We start from the raw sequence: 18,169 nt of genomic DNA, 5'->3' as shown, positions 1-18,169 counted from the left end.
CAAAGCTGACTTTCTTCGCAAAAACCCTTACAGGAACGAGAGTCACCCCCATACTAAGGGGCAACTGGAACAGAAACGGGACCGTTTTTCATGAACATCCACGAATATCAGGCGAAAGCCCTCCTGCGCAGCTATGGCGCCCCTGTCTCCGACGGCCGTGTCGTGCTCAAAGCCGAAGACGCCAAGAACGCAGCGGGCGAGATGGACGGCCCGCTTTGGGTGGTCAAAGCCCAGATCCACGCAGGTGGCCGCGGCAAGGGCAGCTTCAAAGAAGCCGGCGCGGGCGAAAAGGGCGGCGTACGCCTCGCCAAATCCGTGGAAGAAGCCGCTGAAGAAGCCAAGAAGATGCTGGGCAAGACCCTGGTCACACACCAGACCGGCCCGGCAGGCAAACAGGTCAACCGCATCTACATCGAAGACGGCTCCGACATCGAGCGTGAGTTGTACCTTGCCCTGCTGGTCGACCGCCAGACCAGCCGCATCTCCTTTGTCTGCTCCACCGAAGGCGGCATGGACATCGAAGAAGTGGCCGAAGCGACCCCCGAGAAAATCCTCAGCTTCTCCATCGACCCGGCCACCGGCTACCAGCCCTACCATGGCCGCCGCGTGGCCTTCTCGCTGGGCCTCGAAGGTGCTGCCGTCAAACAATGTGTCAAGCTGATGGGTCAGCTCTACAAAGCCTTCATCGAGAAGGACATGGAGATGCTGGAGATCAACCCGCTGATCGTCATGCCCGGCAACGACCTGAAAGTGCTCGACGCCAAGGTCGGTTTCGACGGCAACGCCATGTACCGCCAGCCCGACATCGCCAACCTGCGCGACGAGACCGAGGAAGACGCCAAGGAACTCGAAGCCTCCAAATATGACCTGAACTACATCGCGCTCGACGGTGAGATCGGCTGCATGGTGAACGGCGCGGGCCTTGCCATGGCGACCATGGACATCATCAAACTCTACGGGGCCGAGCCTGCCAACTTCCTCGACGTGGGCGGCGGTGCGACCAAGGAGAAAGTAACCGAAGCCTTCAAGATCATCACCTCCGATGAGAACGTCAAAGGCATCCTCGTGAACATCTTCGGCGGCATCATGCGCTGTGACGTCATCGCCGAAGGCGTTGTCGCCGCGGTGAAAGAGGTCGGCCTGCAAGTGCCGCTGGTGGTCCGTCTCGAAGGCACCAATGTCGAAGAAGGCAAGGCGATCATCAACAATTCCGGTCTGGATGTGATTGCCGCCGACGACCTGAAAGATGGCGCGCAGAAAATCGTGAAAGCGGTGAAGGGCTAAACCCCTTCCCGGCCACTCCCGCTCCCTGTCGGGAGTGGCCCGCCACCGTCTTTGCCGCCCCGCTGCGGCAGGGCAAATGCGACGATGCAGCAAGCCAAGGATGCAACGAGGTCAGCATGGATCAATCTCCCAAATCTTCGCCCGTTCTCGCGGGGATCGCCCTATTGGGCGCGGGGCTGTTGATCCGCCAATGGCAGCCCGATGCCCTGCGTCTGCCCGAGCCCGCGCACAACCACCGCCGGGACCGTGGCCTGCGCCGTGCGGCGCGTAAATCGCGCGATGGTTTGGCGATGCTGCTGCCCTCGAACCTCACCGGTTCCATCGGGCGCAGCCTGATGATCATGGGCGGCGGTCTGCTCGCCCTGCGGCTTTTGGACCTGCTGGTCGATCAGGACGAGGCGCTCTACTGATGCCCCGCCTGTCGCCCCATACCACCCCAGCCGCCAAGCGCGACAGCGCCTCGCGAAAGGGGGGCCTATGACGCGGGTCTTCGCCTCTCGCCGCATGGGCTGGGCGCTGCTTCTAGGCTTGCTCGCCTTCTTCGCGGTGCAGATGGTCATCGTGAACGCCCTGCCCGCTGCCACGCAGACCACGCTGCTGGCCGAAGGCGGCTTTTACGAAAGCCTCTCGGTTCTGGGCTATCTGCTCGGCATCGCCGCGCTGATCTGGACCCTGCGCGGTGGTATTCTGCGGGTCTGGTATCTGCCGCTGGTGCTGGCCGTCATGGCGGGGCGCGAGCTGGATCTTGATAAGTCCCTCTTCACCCGCGGCCTGTTCAAGGCGCGGCAATATACCGGCGACAATGTCCCGCTGGGCGAACGGCTGATCGCGGGGCTGATCCTCGTTGTGATCGTGACCGCGATCCTGCTCATGCTCTGGCGCCACGCCCGGCCCTTCATGGCCGCGCTCATTCGCGGGCGGGCCTGGGCCGGGGCGGTCCTGCTCGGGATCGGTTTCACCGTCGCTTACAAACTGCTCGACGGTATCGCGCGCAAACTCGCCCCGCTGGGGATCGAGATTTCCGCCGATGCCGAACGCACCGCTCTCGTCGTCGAGGAGATCGGGGAGCTTGGCATCCCGCTCATGTTCCTCGCCGCCATCCTGCTGTGGCCCGGCGCGCCGCCGGACGCAGCGCATCCCACCAACCGGGCGCAGCGCGCCTGACGCCCCCGGGGCCAGCCCCGGGATCACATATCACCGACCAAGGAAGAAATCATGGCCGTATTAGTCAACGAAAACACCAAAGTCATCTGTCAGGGTCTGACCGGCTCGCAGGGGACGTTCCACACCGAACAGGCCATCGCCTATGGCACCAAGATGGTCGGCGGCGTGACCCCGGGCAAAGGCGGTCAGACGCATCTCGACCTGCCGGTCTTCAACTCCGTGCATGAAGCCAAACACGCGACCGAGGCGAACGCCTCCGTGATCTACGTGCCGCCCCCCTTCGCAGCTGACTCGATCCTTGAGGCGATCGACGCCGAGATGGAGCTGATCGTCTGCATCACCGAAGGCATCCCGGTGCTGGACATGGCCCGCGTCGCCCGCGCGCTCGAAGGCGCCAAATCGCGCCTCATCGGCCCGAACTGCCCCGGTGTCATCACGCCCGACGCCTGCAAAATCGGCATCATGCCGGGCCACATCCACCGCCGCGGCTCCGTCGGCGTCGTGTCGCGCTCGGGCACCCTGACCTATGAGGCCGTGAAGCAGACCACCGACATGGGCCTCGGCCAGTCCTCCGCCGTCGGCATCGGTGGCGACCCGATCAAAGGCACCGAGCATATTGACGTGCTGGAGATGTTCCTTGCCGATGACGAAACACAATCGATCATCATGATCGGCGAAATCGGCGGCTCCGCCGAAGAGGAAGCGGCGCAGTTCCTCGCCGACGAGAAGAAGAAGGGCCGTTGGAAGCCCACCGCCGGTTTCATCGCGGGCCGCACCGCCCCTCCCGGCCGCCGCATGGGCCACGCTGGCGCGATCGTCGCCGGTGGCAAAGGCGACGCGGAGAGCAAGATCGAGGCGATGAAAGAAGCCGGTATCGTCGTGGCCGACAGCCCCGCGACACTGGGCGAAGCGGTCAAGGAAGCGATCGACAAGGGCTGATGCCCCCGGGGCTGGCGCCCTGCCCGCCCCTTTGAAAATTGCCGCGGAGGGCTATCCTCCGCGGTAGGCGACCACAGATCACCCGGCCACGCCGCTGAGTAAGGAGGGCACGATGGATTTTCAGACTTCGATCAAAACCTGCCTGACAGAGAAATACGCCCGCTTTCAGGGCCGCGCCTCGCGCTCTGAATATTGGTGGTTCTTTCTGGCCGTGGTGATCGGCGGCATTGTGACCTCGCTGATCTGGGCGCCGCTGAACCTTGTCTTCACCCTTGCCGTGATCGTGCCGCTGCTCGCCGCCGGTGCGCGCCGCCTGCAAGACACCGGCAGGCCCGGCTGGTACATCGTCATTCCCGCCGCCCTCAGCCTGCTGATGAGCCTCTTCACCCCCGCCATGCCCGACCCTGACGCGATGATGATGGGCAGCGACCCTGCCGCCCAGATCGAGCATATGGACGGGATGATGGGAAACATGGGCGGCATGGCGTTTTTCGCCGTTCTCGGCCTGATCCAACTCGTTGTTTCGCTGGTCTTCCTTTGGTGGCTGACCCGCCCATCCGACCCCGCGCCCAATGCCTATGGCCCTCCGCCTGTGGCCTGACTATAGACCTATCCTGATTCTGACGCCGACCCGTCTGCCCCGCCGAACAAAGGTGACCCAATGACCGACCATCCCGCCAACGACCAGTTCCACGCGTCCTCCTTCATGGAAGGCGGAAACGCGGAATATCTTGAGGCGATGTACGCCCGCTATGCCAGTGATCCCAACGCGGTGGACGAGGCATGGCAAACGTTCTTTGCGGCGATGGGCGATGACGCCGAAACCGCACAGGCCGAGGCCGCTGGCCCCTCCTGGGCGCGCCGCGATTGGCCCCCCGCCCCTGCCGGCGATGTGATGGGCGCGCTGACCGGCGTCTGGCCCGAACCCTCAGAGGCCGCCGCGGCAGGCGACAAGATCAAAAAGAAAGCCGAAGAGAAAGGCGTGCCGGTCTCTGACGATCAGATCCGCGCCGCCGTCTTGGACAGTATCCGCGCGCTGATGCTGATCCGCGCCTACCGCATCCGCGGCCATCTGGCCGCGCATCTCGATCCGCTGGGCATGCGCGACATGGGCGAACAGCCCGAGCTCGATCCCAAGTCCTACGGTTTCACCGATGCCGACATGGACCGCCCGATCTTCATCGACAATGTGCTCGGCCTCGAAGTGGCCACGATGAAGCAGATCGTCGACATCGTGCGCTCGACCTACTGCGGCACTTTCGCGCTGCAATATATGCATATCTCCGACCCCGAGCAGTCCGCTTGGCTGAAGGAACGCATCGAAGGCTACGGCAAGGAGATCGCCTTTACCAAGGAAGGCCGCAAGGCGATCCTGACGAAACTGGTCGAGGCCGAAGGCTTTGAGAAGTTCCTGCATGTCAAATACATGGGCACCAAACGTTTCGGCCTCGATGGCGGTGAAAGCCTCGTTCCCGCGATGGAGCAGATCATCAAGCGCGGCGGCCAGCTGGGCGTCAAGGACATCGTCATCGGCATGCCCCACCGGGGCCGCCTTTCGGTGCTCGCCAATGTAATGCAGAAACCCTACCGGGCGATTTTCAACGAATTTCAGGGCGGCAGCTTCAAACCCGATGACGTCGATGGTTCGGGCGATGTGAAATACCACCTCGGCGCGTCGTCGGACCGCGAGTTTGATGGCAATGAGGTGCATCTGTCGCTGACCGCCAACCCCTCGCATCTTGAAGCGGTGAACCCGGTGGTGCTGGGCAAGGTCCGCGCCAAGCAGGACCAGCTCAACGACACGGATCGCACCGCCGTGATGCCGATCCTGCTGCATGGCGACGCGGCCTTTGCAGGCCAAGGCGTCGTGGCGGAATGTTTCGCGCTCTCGGGCCTCAAGGGGCACAAGACCGGCGGCACCATGCATATCGTGGTGAACAATCAGATCGGCTTCACCACCGCGCCGCATTTCTCGCGCTCCTCGCCCTACCCGACCGACAACGCGCTGGTGGTCGAGGCGCCGATCTTCCACGTCAACGGTGACGATCCCGAAGCCGTGGTCCATGCCGCCCGCGTGGCCACCGAGTTCCGTCAGAAATTCCACAAGGACGTGGTGATCGACATCTTCTGCTATCGCCGCTTCGGTCACAACGAAGGCGACGAGCCGATGTTCACCAACCCGGTGATGTACAAGAGCATCAAGCAGCAAAAGACCACGCTCAGCCTCTATACCGAACGTCTGGTCAAAGACGGGCTGATCCCCGAGGGCGAGATCGAGGACATGAAATCCGCCTTCCAGAAACATCTGGGAGAGGAATTCGAGGCCGGCAAGGACTACCGCCCCAACAAGGCCGACTGGCTGGACGGCAAATGGTCCGGCATGGACAAGAAGAACAAATCCTACCAGCGCGGCAAGACCGCCATCGCCCCGGAAACCATGGCCGATGTCGGCAAGGCGCTGACCACCGTGCCCGAGGGTTTCCCGCTGCACAAAACCATTGGCCGCCTGCTGGAAGCCAAGAAACAGATGTTCGACAGTGGCGAAGGCTTCGACTGGGCCACCGCCGAGGCGCTGGCCTTTGGCTCGCTGATGACCGAGGGCTACAAGGTCCGCCTCTCGGGGCAGGACAGCACCCGCGGCACCTTCAGCCAGCGGCATTCGGCCTTCATCAACCAAGAGAACGAAGACCGCTACTATCCGCTGAACCACATCCGCGAAGGTCAGGCCGAATATGAGGTCATCGACTCCATGCTCAGCGAATATGCGGTGCTGGGCTTTGAATACGGCTACAGCCTCGCCGAACCCAATGCGCTGACGCTTTGGGAAGCCCAGTTTGGCGACTTCGCCAATGGCGCGCAGATCATGTTCGACCAGTTCATCTCCTCGGGTGAAAGCAAATGGCTGCGCATGTCGGGCCTCGTCTGCCTGATGCCGCACGGCTATGAAGGGCAAGGCCCGGAACACTCCTCGGCCCGTCTGGAGCGGTTCCTGACCATGTGCGGCGGCGACAACTGGATCGTGGCGAATTGCACCACGCCTGCCAACTACTTCCACATCCTGCGCCGCCAGCTGCACCGCAGCTACCGCAAGCCGCTGATGCTGATGACGCCGAAATCCCTGCTGCGGCACAAGCTTGCCGTCAACAAGGCCGAGGATTTCACCACCGGCTCCAGCTTCCACCGGGTGCTCTGGGACGATGCGCAAAAGGGCAACTCCGACACGCAACTGGTGGCGGATGACAAGATCAAACGCGTGGTGATGTGTTCGGGCAAAGTCTATTACGACCTGCTCGAAGAGCGCGACGCCCGCGGCATCGACGACATCTACCTTCTGCGCTTCGAGCAGTTCTACCCCTTCCCCGCGCAATCCGCCGTGAAGGAATTGGAACGCTTCAAAGGGGCCGAGATGATCTGGTGCCAGGAAGAGCCCAAGAACCAGGGCGCCTGGTCCTTCATCGAGCCCAATATCGAATGGGTCCTGGGCCGCATCAACGCCGATCACGGCCGCCCGACCTATGTCGGCCGCGCCACCTCTGCCTCGCCCGCCACGGGTCTGGCCAGCCAGCACAAAGCACAACAAGCCGCCCTCGTTGACGAGGCGCTGACCATCAAAGGAAAGTAAACCATGACAAGCGAAGTACGCGTCCCAACGTTGGGCGAATCCGTCACCGAAGCCACCGTTGCCACATGGTTCAAAAAGCCCGGCGATACCGTCGCGGTGGATGAAATGCTCTGCGAGCTGGAAACTGACAAGGTCACCGTCGAAGTGCCCAGCCCCGTCGCTGGCACATTGAGCGAGATCGTCGCGCAAGAAGGCGACACCGTGGGTGTCGACGCGCTGTTGGCCAATGTCAGCGAAGGCGACTCCGGCTCGGACGCCGCGCCGAAAGCCAAGGAAGCCGCGCAGGACCAGCAGGCTGTGTCCCAGTCCGACCGCGGCGGCGATGCGCCCAAGTCGATCGACGCCGGCTCCGCCGAGGTGGCCGCGCGCGAAGGCGAGAGCATCGACGTGCAGGTACCCACTTTGGGCGAGTCGGTGACCGAGGCGACCGTGAGCACATGGTTCAAGAAGGTCGGCGACAGCGTCGAAGCCGATGAGATGCTCTGCGAGCTGGAGACCGATAAGGTCAGCGTCGAAGTGCCCTCCCCCGCCGCGGGCGTGCTGGTGGAAATCCTTGCCGACGAAGGCACCACGGTTGAGGCTTCGGCCACATTGGCCGTGCTGAGCAGCGGCGCAGGCGCTGCGCCCAAGGGCGATGACGCCAAATCCGGCGCCGGCGCCGCGCCCGAGGCGAAAGCCGCCGATACCTCCGGCAAAGACGTCGAAGACGCGCCTTCCGCCAAGAAAGCCATGGCCGAAGCGGGCATCAGCCGCGATCAGGTCACCGGCTCGGGCCGCGATGGCCGGGTGATGAAGGAAGACGTCGCCAAAGCCCTGGCCGCCGGCACCTCCGCCGCGCCCAAGGCCGAGGCCAAACCCGCCGCGCCCCGCGCCGCCTCCGCCCCTGATGACGCCGCCCGCGAAGAGCGGGTCAAGATGACCCGCCTCAAGCAGACCATGGCGCGCCGCCTGAAAGAGGCCCAGAACACCGCCGCGATCCTGACCACCTTCAACGAGGTCGACATGACCGAGGTCATGGCGCTGCGGAATGCCTATAAGGCTGATTTTGAAAAGAAACATGGCGTCCGCATGGGCTTCATGTCTTTCTTCACCAAGGCCTGCTGCCACGCGCTGAAAGAGATCCCCGAGGTCAACGCCGAGATCGACGGCACCGACATCATCTACAAGAACTACGTCCATATGGGCGTCGCCGCGGGCACGCCCACGGGTCTGGTGGTGCCGGTGATCAAAGACGCCGATGCGATGTCCTTTGCCGAGATCGAAAAGGCGGTGAACAGCATGGGCAAGAAGGCCCGTGACGGCAAGCTCACCATGGCCGACATGACCGGCGGCACTTTCACCATCTCCAACGGCGGTGTCTATGGCTCGCTGATGACCGCGCCCATTCTGAACCCGCCGCAGTCCGGCATCCTCGGCATGGCAAAGATTCAGGACCGCCCGATGGCGATCAACGGCGAAGTCGTGATCCGTCCGATGATGTATATCTCGCTCAGCTACGACCACCGGATCATCGACGGCAAGGGCGCTGTGACCTTCCTCGTCCGTGTCAAAGAGATGCTGGAAGATCCGCGTCGCCTGTTGATGGATCTGTGATAGACTGGGCGGGGGGCAACCCCCGCCCTATCTGCCTGACGACATTGGAGGAACGCCTCCTGAACGAAAGGACCGGACCATGAGTGAAACAACCCTCCTCGCCGCCTATGGCCTTCTGGTCATGCTGACGATCCTCTTGCAGGTGCTGGGCGCGACCCGGCAGCTCTCGATGGGCTATCTCATGTCCGCGCGGGACGAGACGCGGACCACCACCGGCATGACCGCCCGTCTGGGCCGCGCGCTGGACAACTCCGTGGTGGCGCTGGCGCTTTTCGCGCCTGCCGTGCTGCTGGTCGAGATGCTGGGCCGCAACAACAGCGCCACGCTGCTGGCGGCGCAGGTCTTTCTGCTGGCGCGGATCATCTATCTTATCGTCTATGCGCTCGGCGTGCCGACGATCCGCACGCTGGCCTGGCTCGCGGGCTATGCCGCCACCGCCGTTCTCTATTTCCACGCGCTTTGAAAGGGCAATCCGATGCAAATGATCTGCCATCTCGACGTCACCGATTTCACCGCTTGGAAAGACGCCTTTGACGCCGACACCGAGGCGCGGCGCAATGCGGGGCTGACGGTGATGCAGATCTGGCAGCACGCCGACAGCAGCACCAAGGCCAGCGTTCTGCTCGATGTGAACGACCGCAAAAAGGCCGAGGAATGGCTGACCCGCTCCAATGCGCTCAGCAGCGATGACAAGGACACCGTGACCCATACTTCCGCTTTCTTCGTGAAAAACGCATGACCCCAGAGCTTACCGTCCTCGCCCTTGCCGCGCTGCTGCAAGGGGTGCAATTCGTAACCTACGCCGTCCCTGCCAACCGCGATCTTGGCCCCGGCTATACCATGTCCGCGCGGGACCGGGCGCCGTCGCGCGCGCTGTCGGACCGCACCGCCCGTCTGGGGCGCGCGCTCGACAACCATTTCGAAGGGCTGATCCTGTTTGGCATCGCCGTCGGCGTGGTGCAGATGTCGGGCCAGAACACCGCTTTCACCGCCACCTGCGCCTGGGTCTATCTCATCGCCCGCATCCTCTATGTCCCCGCCTATGCCATGGGCCTGCGCCCGCATCGCTCGCTGATCTGGATCGTGGGCTTTGCCGCGACCATGCTGATGCTGCTGGCGGCCCTCATTTAACCCTTTCCCCCAACACCCGCAGGCAGCGGCGCTTGCACCTGAAACCCGCGCCTCATACCTTGCCTGCACCACCCGACTGCTAAGGAGACCCCCCATGTCGAGCTATGATGTCATCGTGATCGGCTCCGGCCCCGGCGGCTATGTTGCCGCCATCCGTTGCGCGCAACTGGGCCTGAAAACCGCCTGTGTGGAGGGCCGCGAGACATTGGGCGGCACCTGTCTCAATGTCGGCTGCATCCCCTCCAAGGCGCTGTTGCACGCCACCCATATGCTGCATGAGGCCGAGCATAACTTCGGCGAGATGGGCCTGAAGGGCAAAGCCCCGTCGGTCGACTGGAAACAGATGCTGACCTACAAAGACAAGACGATCGAGACCAACACCAAGGGCATCGAATTCCTGTTCAAGAAGAACAAGATCGACTGGCTCAAGGGCTGGGGTTCGGTGCCCGAGGCGGGTAAGGTCAAGGTCGGTGACGAGGTCCATGAGGCCAAGAATATCATCATTGCGTCGGGCTCCGAGCCTGCGGCCCTGCCCGGCGTTGAGGTCGACGAGAAGACCGTTGTGACCTCCACCGGCGCGCTGGAACTGGGCAAGATCCCGAAAAAGATGGTGGTGATCGGCGCCGGTGTCATCGGCTTGGAACTGGGCAGCGTCTATGCCCGTCTGGGGACCGAGATCACCGTGGTCGAATACCTCGACGCGATCACTCCGGGCATGGATCCCGAGGTGCAGAAGACCTTCCAGCGGATGCTGAAGAAACAGGGCTTCAACTTCATCATGGGCGCGGCCGTGCAAAAGACCGAGGTGAGCAACCAGAAGGCCAAAGTGAGCTACAAGCTGCGCAAGGACGACAGCGAGCATGAGCTCGACGCCGATGTGGTGCTGGTCTCGACCGGCCGCAAGCCGGTGGTCAAGGGGCTGGGGCTCGACGGTCTCGGCGTGAAACTGACCGAACGCGGCCAGATCGCCGTGAACGAGCAGTGGGAGACCTCCGTCAAAGGCGTCTACGCCATCGGCGACGTGATCGAAGGCCCGATGCTGGCCCATAAGGCCGAGGACGAAGGCATGGCCGCCGCCGAGGTGATCGCGGGCAAGCACGGCCATGTGAACTACGGCGTGATCCCCGGCGTGATCTACACCCATCCCGAGGTCGCCAGCGTCGGCGAAACCGAAGCGACGCTGAAGGACGCGGGCCGGGCCTATAAGGTCGGCAAGTTCTCCTTCATGGGCAACGCCCGGGCCAAGGCGGTCTTTGCCGGGGACGGTTTCGTCAAGCTGATCGCCGACAAGGAAACCGACCGCATCTTGGGCTGCCACATCATCGGCCCCGGCGCGGGCGATCTGATCCATGAGGTCTGCGTCGCGATGGAATTCGGCGCCTCGGCGCAGGATCTCGCGATGACCTGCCACGCGCATCCGACCTATTCCGAAGCCGTGCGCGAGGCCGCGCTGGCCTGCGGCGACGGGCCGATCCATATGTAAGCCAATGGGGGCGGGCCAAGGGTCCGCCCCTTTGCGTTGCGCGGCCTGCGTGCGCTCAGGTGATAGGCTCTTCACCCCCGCGCCCTACAACCCTCCCCGTCGCGACATCCACGGAAGATCGGGCCCTTCGGGGTCATGTCGATACGTAGAGACATGCAGAGTGACGCCTGTCTTTTCCACCACAGCCCGGCGGCGCCGCCACTTTTATGGCTTCCCGACTATGTGAAATCTTGGCCCGCGAAGCATCGGCTTCGGCGGTCCCTTTGGCCTGTCAATCACGGAAAAAGCGGCGCCTGCGTCGGCTAGGGAGCGATCGCGCGAGTGAATTTCAGCACGGTGCCGCCAAACAGATTGGGGGCGACCTCAGGCCGCCCCCTTTTTTCATGCCTCAATTGACGGCATGCGTTCTCATTGAGGCTCTAGCCGGTGGTTGTCCGGCGGAATGTAATGCCACAGTTTCTCTGAACGCTGGTTCTTTCCAATGCTTCCAGCTCGCCCTTGAGACGGCCCAACTTCGCTGCCGTCTGCTTATCGCCTTTGATGAGGAAGGCGGCAGGCCAGAACACCACCAACGCAACCCCGGTGGCGACAGCATCGTTGCTGGCTTTCTTGTTCTGAACGCCGGACAGTTCGCCGACCTTGCCGCTAACGCGGTTCGCCTCTTGCACAAGCTGGTTACAGGAGTAGCCCTGATACGCGAGCGGTGAGACATAAGTCGGCCCGACATCCGCTGCCTTCTGTGCGCAACCGCTTAAGGCGGTGGCGATAAGAGCGAGCGGCAGTATAATCTTTTTCATTTAAATTTCCTGAATTTTCCTACCGGGCCTGACTAGCGGCGCCGGGGGGATCATTCCAGAAATAAATGCACTTATTACGAGAGTTATTCAGGCGACTGTGGCCTAAAAAGCGAACTCAGGCTTCCACAGGCCGCCACCCCGCCTCCTGCAACAAGGCGTTAGAGCGGCGCTCCACCTCTTCCTCCAGGCGCGCCATAAAGGCCCGCTTCTCCAGCCCCGGCTCGATCGGTGCCAGAAACTCCACCACCGCCACCCCCGGGCGGCGGTAAAGCCCCCGGCGCGGCCAGAAGTGGCCCGCGTTGGTCGCCACCGGCACGCATACCTGGCCCAATTGGTCATAGAGCACCGCCGTGCCGACCTTGTAGGGCGCGCTCAGCCCCGGCGCCACGCGGGTGCCTTGGGAATAGATCACCACCTGCCCCGGCTCGCGCCGCCCGGCGTTCACATCCGCCATCATCTGCGTAATCGCCTGCCCGCGCTTGCCGCGGTTGACGGCGATCATGCCCATGCGCTTGGCGTATTGCCCGATCACCGGGGTCCACAGCACTTCGCGTTTCATGATGAATTTGGCCCGCGGCAGGGCGTGAAAGATGATCAGGATATCCAGAAACGACTGGTGCTTTGCCGCCACCAGAACCTCGCCCTGCGGCACCTCTCCGCGGACTTCGCAGCGCAGGCCGATCAGCCAGCGCGCCGACCACATCGCCCAGGCGGCATAGGTCTTGCAGGCCCGATAGGCCCCGCGTTTGGAAAACATCGCCCAGGGCGCAAAGGCCAGACCAATGAGCGGCATCGCGATGGTCACCTGCACGATATAGGTGAGCGACCGAACCCATTGCAGCAGCTTCATGTCAATTCCCTCAAGCTGCGCCGCGCGGCGGCCCCGGTGGCGAGAAAGGCCACGGCCCCGACCAGCACCGGCACCAAGAGCGGCACCAGCCAATCGGCCCCGGCAAAGCCCAACCCGGTCAGAAAGCCGCCCGCTTCGCCCGGGTCGGGCAAGAGGATCACCGCCACCATGCCCAGCACCGTGCCAACGGCAGCGCCCAGCAAGGCCCGCAGGGTGAAACGGCGGATGAAAGCGCGGGCGATATAGTCATCTTTCGCGCCCACCAGACGCAGCACCGCGATCACCTGCGCATTGGCCGCAAGCGCGGCCTGTGCGGCCAATGTCACCATCGCGGCCACGGCAGTGGCAATCAGAAGCGTGGAGAGCCAGCCGAGCAGGCGCAGCCGGCTCGCCGCCGCCACCAGCGGCGCGCGCCAGCGGCTGTGGTCATCGAGCACCGCCCCCGGCACCTCGGCCGACAGCCGCAGCCGCAGCCCCACCGGGTCGAGCCCCGCGCCCTCTTCGACCACCTCAATGAGACGCGGCACGGGCAGGCTGTCAATCGCCAGTTCCGGGCCGAACCAGGGCGCCAGCAACGCCTCTTGCTCGGCATCCGTCAGCGCTCGGGCCGAGGCCACGCCCTTGGTGGTCTGAAGCACTTTCAGCGCCGCTTCGGTCTGCGCCGCCCGCTGGTCCAGAGGCGCCACGATCCGCACCGTGGCGGACTGCGCCAGCTCCTGCCCCCAGACCTTGGCCAACCGGCCCGAGGCGAGTGACAGCGCCAAGGCAAAGACCGCCAGAAAGGCCATCGCCCCGGCGGCAAAAAGCGTCAGCTGCGCGGTGAAACCCGATGGCGGCACAACCCGGTCCGCCTGCCGGTCGCCTTTGAAAATCGCGCGCAGCGCGCCCAGATCAAACCGCTTCACAGATCCGCCCCCGCCAGTTGAATGCGCCTATTGGCGATGCGCAGAACCCGCGCCTGCACATGGGCTTTGGTGGCGCGAATGAGGCCCAGATCATGGGTGGCGATCAACACGGTCTTGCCCATGCGGTTCAACTCCACCAGCAGATGCAGCAACCGCTGCGACATTTCCCAATCGATATTGCCGGTGGGCTCATCGGCCAGGATCACATCGGGCGACATGATCACCGCGCGCGCCAAAGCCGCCCGCTGGCGCTCCCCGCCCGAAAGCTCCGGCGGCAGCGCATTGGCCCGGTGGGTCAGCCCAACCCAGGACATCAATTCTTCGAGATCGGTGCCGCCCGCCTCGGCATGGCGGCCCGCGACGCTGAGCGGCAGGGCGATGTTCTCGGTCAGCGGCAAATGGTCGAGGAATTTCACATCCTGATGCACCACGCCCACACGCCGCCGCACCAGGGCGATGTCATCGCGCCCCATGCCGCGCACATCGGTGTTGAACAGGCGCAGATGCCCCGCCGTGGGCAAAAGCGCCCCGTAGCAAAGCTTCATCAAAGTGGTCTTGCCCGCGCCGGAGGGGCCGGTCAGGAAATGGAACGACCCGGGGGCGAGTTTCAGCGTGATGTCCGAAAGCAATTCGCCCCCGCCATAGCTGTAGGCCACATTTTCGAGCTCTATCACGCCACCATCCTAAACACTTCGACCTGTTGTGCCTCAGCACCGGAAAGGATTCAATCACCCAGAACCCGGCACCCCGCCCAGATATCACTTTTCCTACGTAATTCTAGGACATATGCTGCCTGTTGATGATCCAGAAGCCCGGAATACCGTCAGGCTCGAACAATCCTAGGAAGTACCATGCGGCTGATCTGCCCGAACTGCGACGCGCAATACGAAGTCCCCGACGAGGTGATGCCAAAGGCCGGGCGGGATGTGCAATGTTCGAACTGCGGGCAGACCTGGTTTCAGCACCACCCGGACAATGCCGCCGAGGAAGAGGAGGCGGAAGAGCAAGCCGCCTTCGATGCGGGTTTTACCGACCGCTCCGATGAGCTGCTGGAGGAGGATGAACCGGCAGATGTCGTTGCGGATGCCGCAGAGGATGTCTCGCCCGAGCATCCCTTCCCCAATCTGAAATCCGAAGCCGAGGCTGCCGCCGCGCCCCCGCCGCCACCCACCCGGCGCCCGCTGGACCCGGCGGTGGCCGAGATCCTGCGCCAAGAGGCCGCCGCCGAACAGGAAGCCCGCCGCCGGCGTCAGTCAGAAGCCCTGGAAAGCCAGCCCGATCTGGGGCTGGATGACGGCGCCTCGCTGCCGCCCGCGCAAGAGCGCGACGCGGAAGAGCCCGCCCCCGCGCAGCCGCAAGAGACGCCCCCCCATGAGGACGAGGCCGACCACCGCGCGCAGGAGGCCCGTCTGCGCATGGCGCGGATGCGCGGCGAGCCTGAGCCCGCAGAGACGGAGGAGGCCCAGGGCAGCGCCCCGCGCCGCGCGCTCTTGCCGGATATCGAAGAGATCAATTCCACCCTGCGCCATGACCGTGGCCAGACTGCCGGGCCCACCCCCACCGCCGCGCTCGACACGCCGCAGAAAGAGCGCCGCTCCGGCGGCTTCATGCGCGGCTTTGCCCTGATGCTGGCACTGGCTGCCGTCTTGTCGCTGATCTATGTCTATGCGCCGGAGATCGCGCAGACCCTGCCGCAGGCCGACCCCTATCTGTCTTCCTATGTGGCTTGGATGGACGATGCCCGGCTCTGGCTCGACGGGCAGGTGCAAGACCTGCTGGTCTGGCTCGATACCGTGGCCACCCAGTCGCAGGGTTAACCCCTTTTAGAAGCGATCCAACAGCCGGTTGAGGTAGTCGCGTTCCAACTCGGGCCGCTCTGCCTCTCCCGAACGGCGGCGGATTTCGTCCAGCAGACGCCGGGCCCGGCCCTGATCGTCCGGCCCCTGCGCCAGCGGCGCGTCAGAGCTGTTGGCCCCGTTGCCGCCCTGCTCGCGCCCCAGCGGATCACGCGCCTCGGCGCGGCGGTCGCCCTCGGCGCTGCCCTGGCCCGGCTGGCCCGCGCGCTCCTCTTGCTCCAGCGCGTCACCGAGCGCACGCATCCCTTCCCGCAGGGCTTCCATCGCCTGCGCCTGATTGTCGATCGCCTCGGCCAGATCATCGCGGCGCAGCGCCTCTCCGGCGCGGTCCATCGCGGTCCCAGCGCGGCCCAGAGCATCACGGGCGGCCTCGCCTTCCGGCGTGCCTTGCCCAGGCAGACGGCTTTGCTGCCGGCGCAGCTCATCGCGCAGGGCTTGCTGGCGCCCCGCAAGCCCCTCTGGACTGCCCTCCGGGCTGCTCTCTGGGCCCGCCTCGCCACCGTCACCCGGCTGGCCTTCGTGGCGCTGCCCGCGGCCCTGGCCGCCATCGCGGCCTTCATTGCCCTCATTCTCGCCCGCGTTCGCGCCGGGGTTGAACTGTTCCTGCAGGTCGCGGAACGCCTGATCGCTCAAGCCCTGCTGTTCGCGCAGCCTGTCCGACAGCCCCTCCATCGCCTGCTCACCGGGCGAGCCTTCGCCCTCCCCCGGCTGGCCCTGGGTCACGCGCATGTTCTCCATCAACTCCTGAAGCTCGCGCAGCGCCTGTTCGGCCTCGGCCATGCGGCCCTGTTCCATCAATTCCTGAATGCGGTCCATCATGCGCTGAAGATCATCCTGCGTCATCTGCATGGACTCGCCCTGCGGCTGCTGGCCCTCGCCTTCGCCCTCCTGCGCCTGCTGGCGTTGCAACTGCTTCAGGTAATCCTCTGTCGCGCGGCGCAGTTCTTCCATCAGCTCGGCGATCTCGGCCTGCGACGCCCCGTTCTTCATCGCCTCGTTCAACCGATCCTGCGCCCGCCGCATCCGCGCCAGCGCATCGGCCAGAACACCTTCCTCAAGCTCAATCGCCAGCGCCCACATGTCCTCGGCGATCTCGTCCTGCACATCTTCGTCGAGCCCGAAATGCGCGCGCAGTTCCAGCCGCCGGATCAACTGCCGCAGCCGCAGCTGCATGACTTCCGAGCGCAGATCCTCCCCCGGCGCATAGGTCACCGCCCGCAGCACCTGCGCGATGCGCGGCGCATTCTCGCGCGACCAGAGCAGGTCGCGCCGCATCTCGATCACCGCCGCCGCTGCCGGATCAAAAAAGCGCCGCCCCGGCAGGGTCAATTGGCTGACCTCGGTCGCGCCCTGCTGCTCGGCCGCATCCAGCACCGAAAGTTGCAGCGAGACCGGCAGGTTGGCCCAGGGGTGTTTGGAGAAATTCTCGATCAGAGCCTCTTCGAACTCTTGCCGCCCGCCGGCGATTGGCATCGGCAGGGGCACGACGATCTCGGGCCGGGGCTCCGGCGCGGGGGTCAGCCCATAGCGCCGATCGACCGACGCCAGATCAAGGCTGATCCGCGCCTCGCCCGCCTCCACCCCGTAGTCATCCCGCGCCTGAAACGGCAGGCTCATCTCACCAAGCGCCGTGACCTCGGGCGGCCCCTGACGTTCGACCTGTGGCGCGGCATCGGGCAAGAGCGTGATCTGCCATGCCCGCGCCCCCGGCCCGTCGATGGCAATGCGTCCGCTTTGGCGCAGGGTGAAGTCCTGCGCCGGGTCAGATGCCGCAGCGGCCTCGCGGCCCGACACGCTTTCCTCGACCGTCAGCGCGCCAAGCTCGCCATAAAGCCGCAGGGTGATCAGCGTCCCCTCGGGCAGCGAGAGCGCCCCGGCCTCAAGGTCATTGAGATAGAGCGTCGGCTTGCCGGTGTGACGCGGCGGCTCTGCCCAGCCTTCCCAAACCGGGCCGGAAGCCAGCGCACCGCCCGCCCCGCCGGGGGTCAGCGTGACCTCCCCCAGCCGCCAGACCGAGCCGAACACCAGCGCAACCATGAAGGCCAAAAGCGCCAGATAGCGCAGCGCATAGGGATCGGCCTTTGAGACCCGCAGATCGCCCTTCACCGGCTGCGCCTCTGCCGCCCGCGCCGCCATGCGCTTTTGATGCGCCCGCCAGACCGCCGCCGAAGCCGCATCGCCCGCGCCAATCGCCTGATCGTCCAGAAGCGCCCGAATGGGCCGCCCCGGCAGGCTTGCGTCCAGCCGCGCCAGCGCCGCCATTTGCGACGGCAGGCGAAACCGCCGCAGCGCAAAGATCAAGGTGCCAAGGAAAGCAAGACCGACAAAGGCCCAGGCCGCCCAGAGCAGATCGCCGGTCAGCCCATCCTGCACCCCCATCATCAGCAGCGCCATGACCGCCAGACAAAGCGCAAGCATCGGCCAGAGCGCCTGCACCGCCGTCTCCGCCAACATCCCCGCCCAGGTCAGCCGCAGGGGCCAGCGCAATGCGCGCAGCCCGCCTGTCCTATCGGTGGATGTCCTCATGCATTACGCTCCCGCGCTC

17 protein-coding genes are annotated in these 18,169 nt (G+C 64.6%); 12 read left to right on the top strand and 5 right to left on the bottom strand.

The features are described from left to right. The first annotated feature begins 90 nt into the window (after window positions 1-90). The 11 genes from sucC to lpdA all read left to right on the top strand — a co-directional run bounded on the left by sucC (window position 91) and on the right by lpdA (window position 11,216). Window positions 91-1,284: an ADP-forming succinate--CoA ligase subunit beta gene (gene sucC, locus AB4M76_RS05605; protein WP_368440823.1), complete on the top strand. Its 1,194-nt coding sequence runs from the start codon at window positions 91-93 to the stop codon at window positions 1,282-1,284. Between the two features lie 116 nt (window positions 1,285-1,400). Next, window positions 1,401-1,694, top strand: coding sequence for a hypothetical protein (locus AB4M76_RS05600; protein WP_368440822.1), 294 nt, complete (start codon window positions 1,401-1,403; stop codon window positions 1,692-1,694). A 67-nt stretch (window positions 1,695-1,761) separates the two neighbouring features. After that, on the top strand, window positions 1,762-2,448 hold the full coding sequence (locus AB4M76_RS05595) for a hypothetical protein (protein ID WP_368440821.1): 687 nt from the start codon (window positions 1,762-1,764) through the stop codon (window positions 2,446-2,448). A 51-nt stretch (window positions 2,449-2,499) separates the two neighbouring features. Beyond that, complete coding sequence (gene sucD / locus AB4M76_RS05590; protein WP_368440820.1) at window positions 2,500-3,387, top strand: succinate--CoA ligase subunit alpha; 888 nt, start codon at window positions 2,500-2,502, stop codon at window positions 3,385-3,387. 112 nt (window positions 3,388-3,499) lie between these two features. Continuing rightward, window positions 3,500-3,988 (top strand): DUF805 domain-containing protein, encoded by a 489-nt coding sequence (locus AB4M76_RS05585; protein WP_368440819.1) that lies wholly within the window; start codon window positions 3,500-3,502, stop codon window positions 3,986-3,988. Between the two features lie 60 nt (window positions 3,989-4,048). Then, window positions 4,049-7,009: a 2-oxoglutarate dehydrogenase E1 component gene (locus tag AB4M76_RS05580; RefSeq protein WP_368440818.1), complete on the top strand. Its 2,961-nt coding sequence runs from the start codon at window positions 4,049-4,051 to the stop codon at window positions 7,007-7,009. A 3-nt stretch (window positions 7,010-7,012) separates the two neighbouring features. Beyond that, a complete protein-coding gene (odhB, locus tag AB4M76_RS05575) occupies window positions 7,013-8,602 on the top strand; it encodes a 2-oxoglutarate dehydrogenase complex dihydrolipoyllysine-residue succinyltransferase (protein ID WP_368440817.1) in 1,590 nt (529 codons plus the stop codon). Between the two features lie 79 nt (window positions 8,603-8,681). After that, a complete protein-coding gene (locus AB4M76_RS05570; protein WP_368440816.1) occupies window positions 8,682-9,065 on the top strand; it encodes an MAPEG family protein in 384 nt (127 codons plus the stop codon). Between the two features lie 12 nt (window positions 9,066-9,077). Further along, window positions 9,078-9,341, top strand: coding sequence for a hypothetical protein (locus AB4M76_RS05565; protein WP_368440815.1), 264 nt, complete (start codon window positions 9,078-9,080; stop codon window positions 9,339-9,341). Continuing rightward, complete coding sequence (locus tag AB4M76_RS05560) at window positions 9,338-9,733, top strand: MAPEG family protein (RefSeq protein ID WP_368440814.1); 396 nt, start codon at window positions 9,338-9,340, stop codon at window positions 9,731-9,733. Before AB4M76_RS05565 ends, AB4M76_RS05560 begins: the two co-directional genes overlap by 4 nt. 94 nt (window positions 9,734-9,827) lie before the next feature. Next, window positions 9,828-11,216 carry a dihydrolipoyl dehydrogenase gene (gene lpdA / locus AB4M76_RS05555; RefSeq protein WP_368440813.1) on the top strand — a complete coding sequence of 463 codons (1,389 nt, stop codon included), beginning with the start codon at window positions 9,828-9,830 and terminating at the stop codon, window positions 11,214-11,216. Window positions 11,217-11,635: 419 nt separating this feature from the next. Here lpdA and AB4M76_RS05550 read toward each other — a convergent pair whose 3' ends face one another. The 4 genes from AB4M76_RS05550 to AB4M76_RS05535 form a co-directional block, all read right to left on the bottom strand. Next, window positions 11,636-12,013 carry a hypothetical protein gene (locus AB4M76_RS05550; RefSeq protein ID WP_368440812.1) on the bottom strand — a complete coding sequence of 126 codons (378 nt, stop codon included), beginning with the start codon at window positions 12,011-12,013 and terminating at the stop codon, window positions 11,636-11,638. A gap of 115 nt (window positions 12,014-12,128) precedes the next feature. Next, entirely contained in the window at window positions 12,129-12,863 is a 735-nt protein-coding gene (locus AB4M76_RS05545; protein ID WP_368440811.1) for a lysophospholipid acyltransferase family protein, read from the bottom strand. Continuing rightward, window positions 12,860-13,768, bottom strand: a complete 909-nt coding sequence (locus tag AB4M76_RS05540; RefSeq protein ID WP_368440810.1) for a cell division protein FtsX — start codon at window positions 13,766-13,768, stop codon at window positions 12,860-12,862. Before AB4M76_RS05540 ends, AB4M76_RS05545 begins: the two co-directional genes overlap by 4 nt. Next, window positions 13,765-14,442, bottom strand: a complete 678-nt coding sequence (locus AB4M76_RS05535; RefSeq protein ID WP_368440809.1) for a cell division ATP-binding protein FtsE — start codon at window positions 14,440-14,442, stop codon at window positions 13,765-13,767. The genes AB4M76_RS05540 and AB4M76_RS05535 overlap by 4 nt, the downstream gene beginning before the upstream one ends. Window positions 14,443-14,619: 177 nt before the next feature. Here AB4M76_RS05535 and AB4M76_RS05530 point away from each other — a divergent pair, with 177 nt between their 5' ends. Beyond that, complete coding sequence (locus AB4M76_RS05530) at window positions 14,620-15,585, top strand: zinc-ribbon domain-containing protein (protein ID WP_368440808.1); 966 nt, start codon at window positions 14,620-14,622, stop codon at window positions 15,583-15,585. A 6-nt stretch (window positions 15,586-15,591) separates the two neighbouring features. Here AB4M76_RS05530 and AB4M76_RS05525 read toward each other — a convergent pair whose 3' ends face one another. Continuing rightward, on the bottom strand, window positions 15,592-18,150 hold the full coding sequence (locus AB4M76_RS05525; protein ID WP_368440807.1) for a DUF4175 domain-containing protein: 2,559 nt from the start codon (window positions 18,148-18,150) through the stop codon (window positions 15,592-15,594). Window positions 18,151-18,169: the final 19 nt, after the last annotated feature.

The organism is Sulfitobacter sp. PS-8MA (assembly GCF_040933935.1).
In the GTDB taxonomy this organism is placed as follows: Bacteria; Pseudomonadota; Alphaproteobacteria; order Rhodobacterales; family Rhodobacteraceae; genus Sulfitobacter.
Note: the sequence above shows the minus strand (reverse complement) of the source record. Positions and strands in the feature narration are given on the sequence as shown.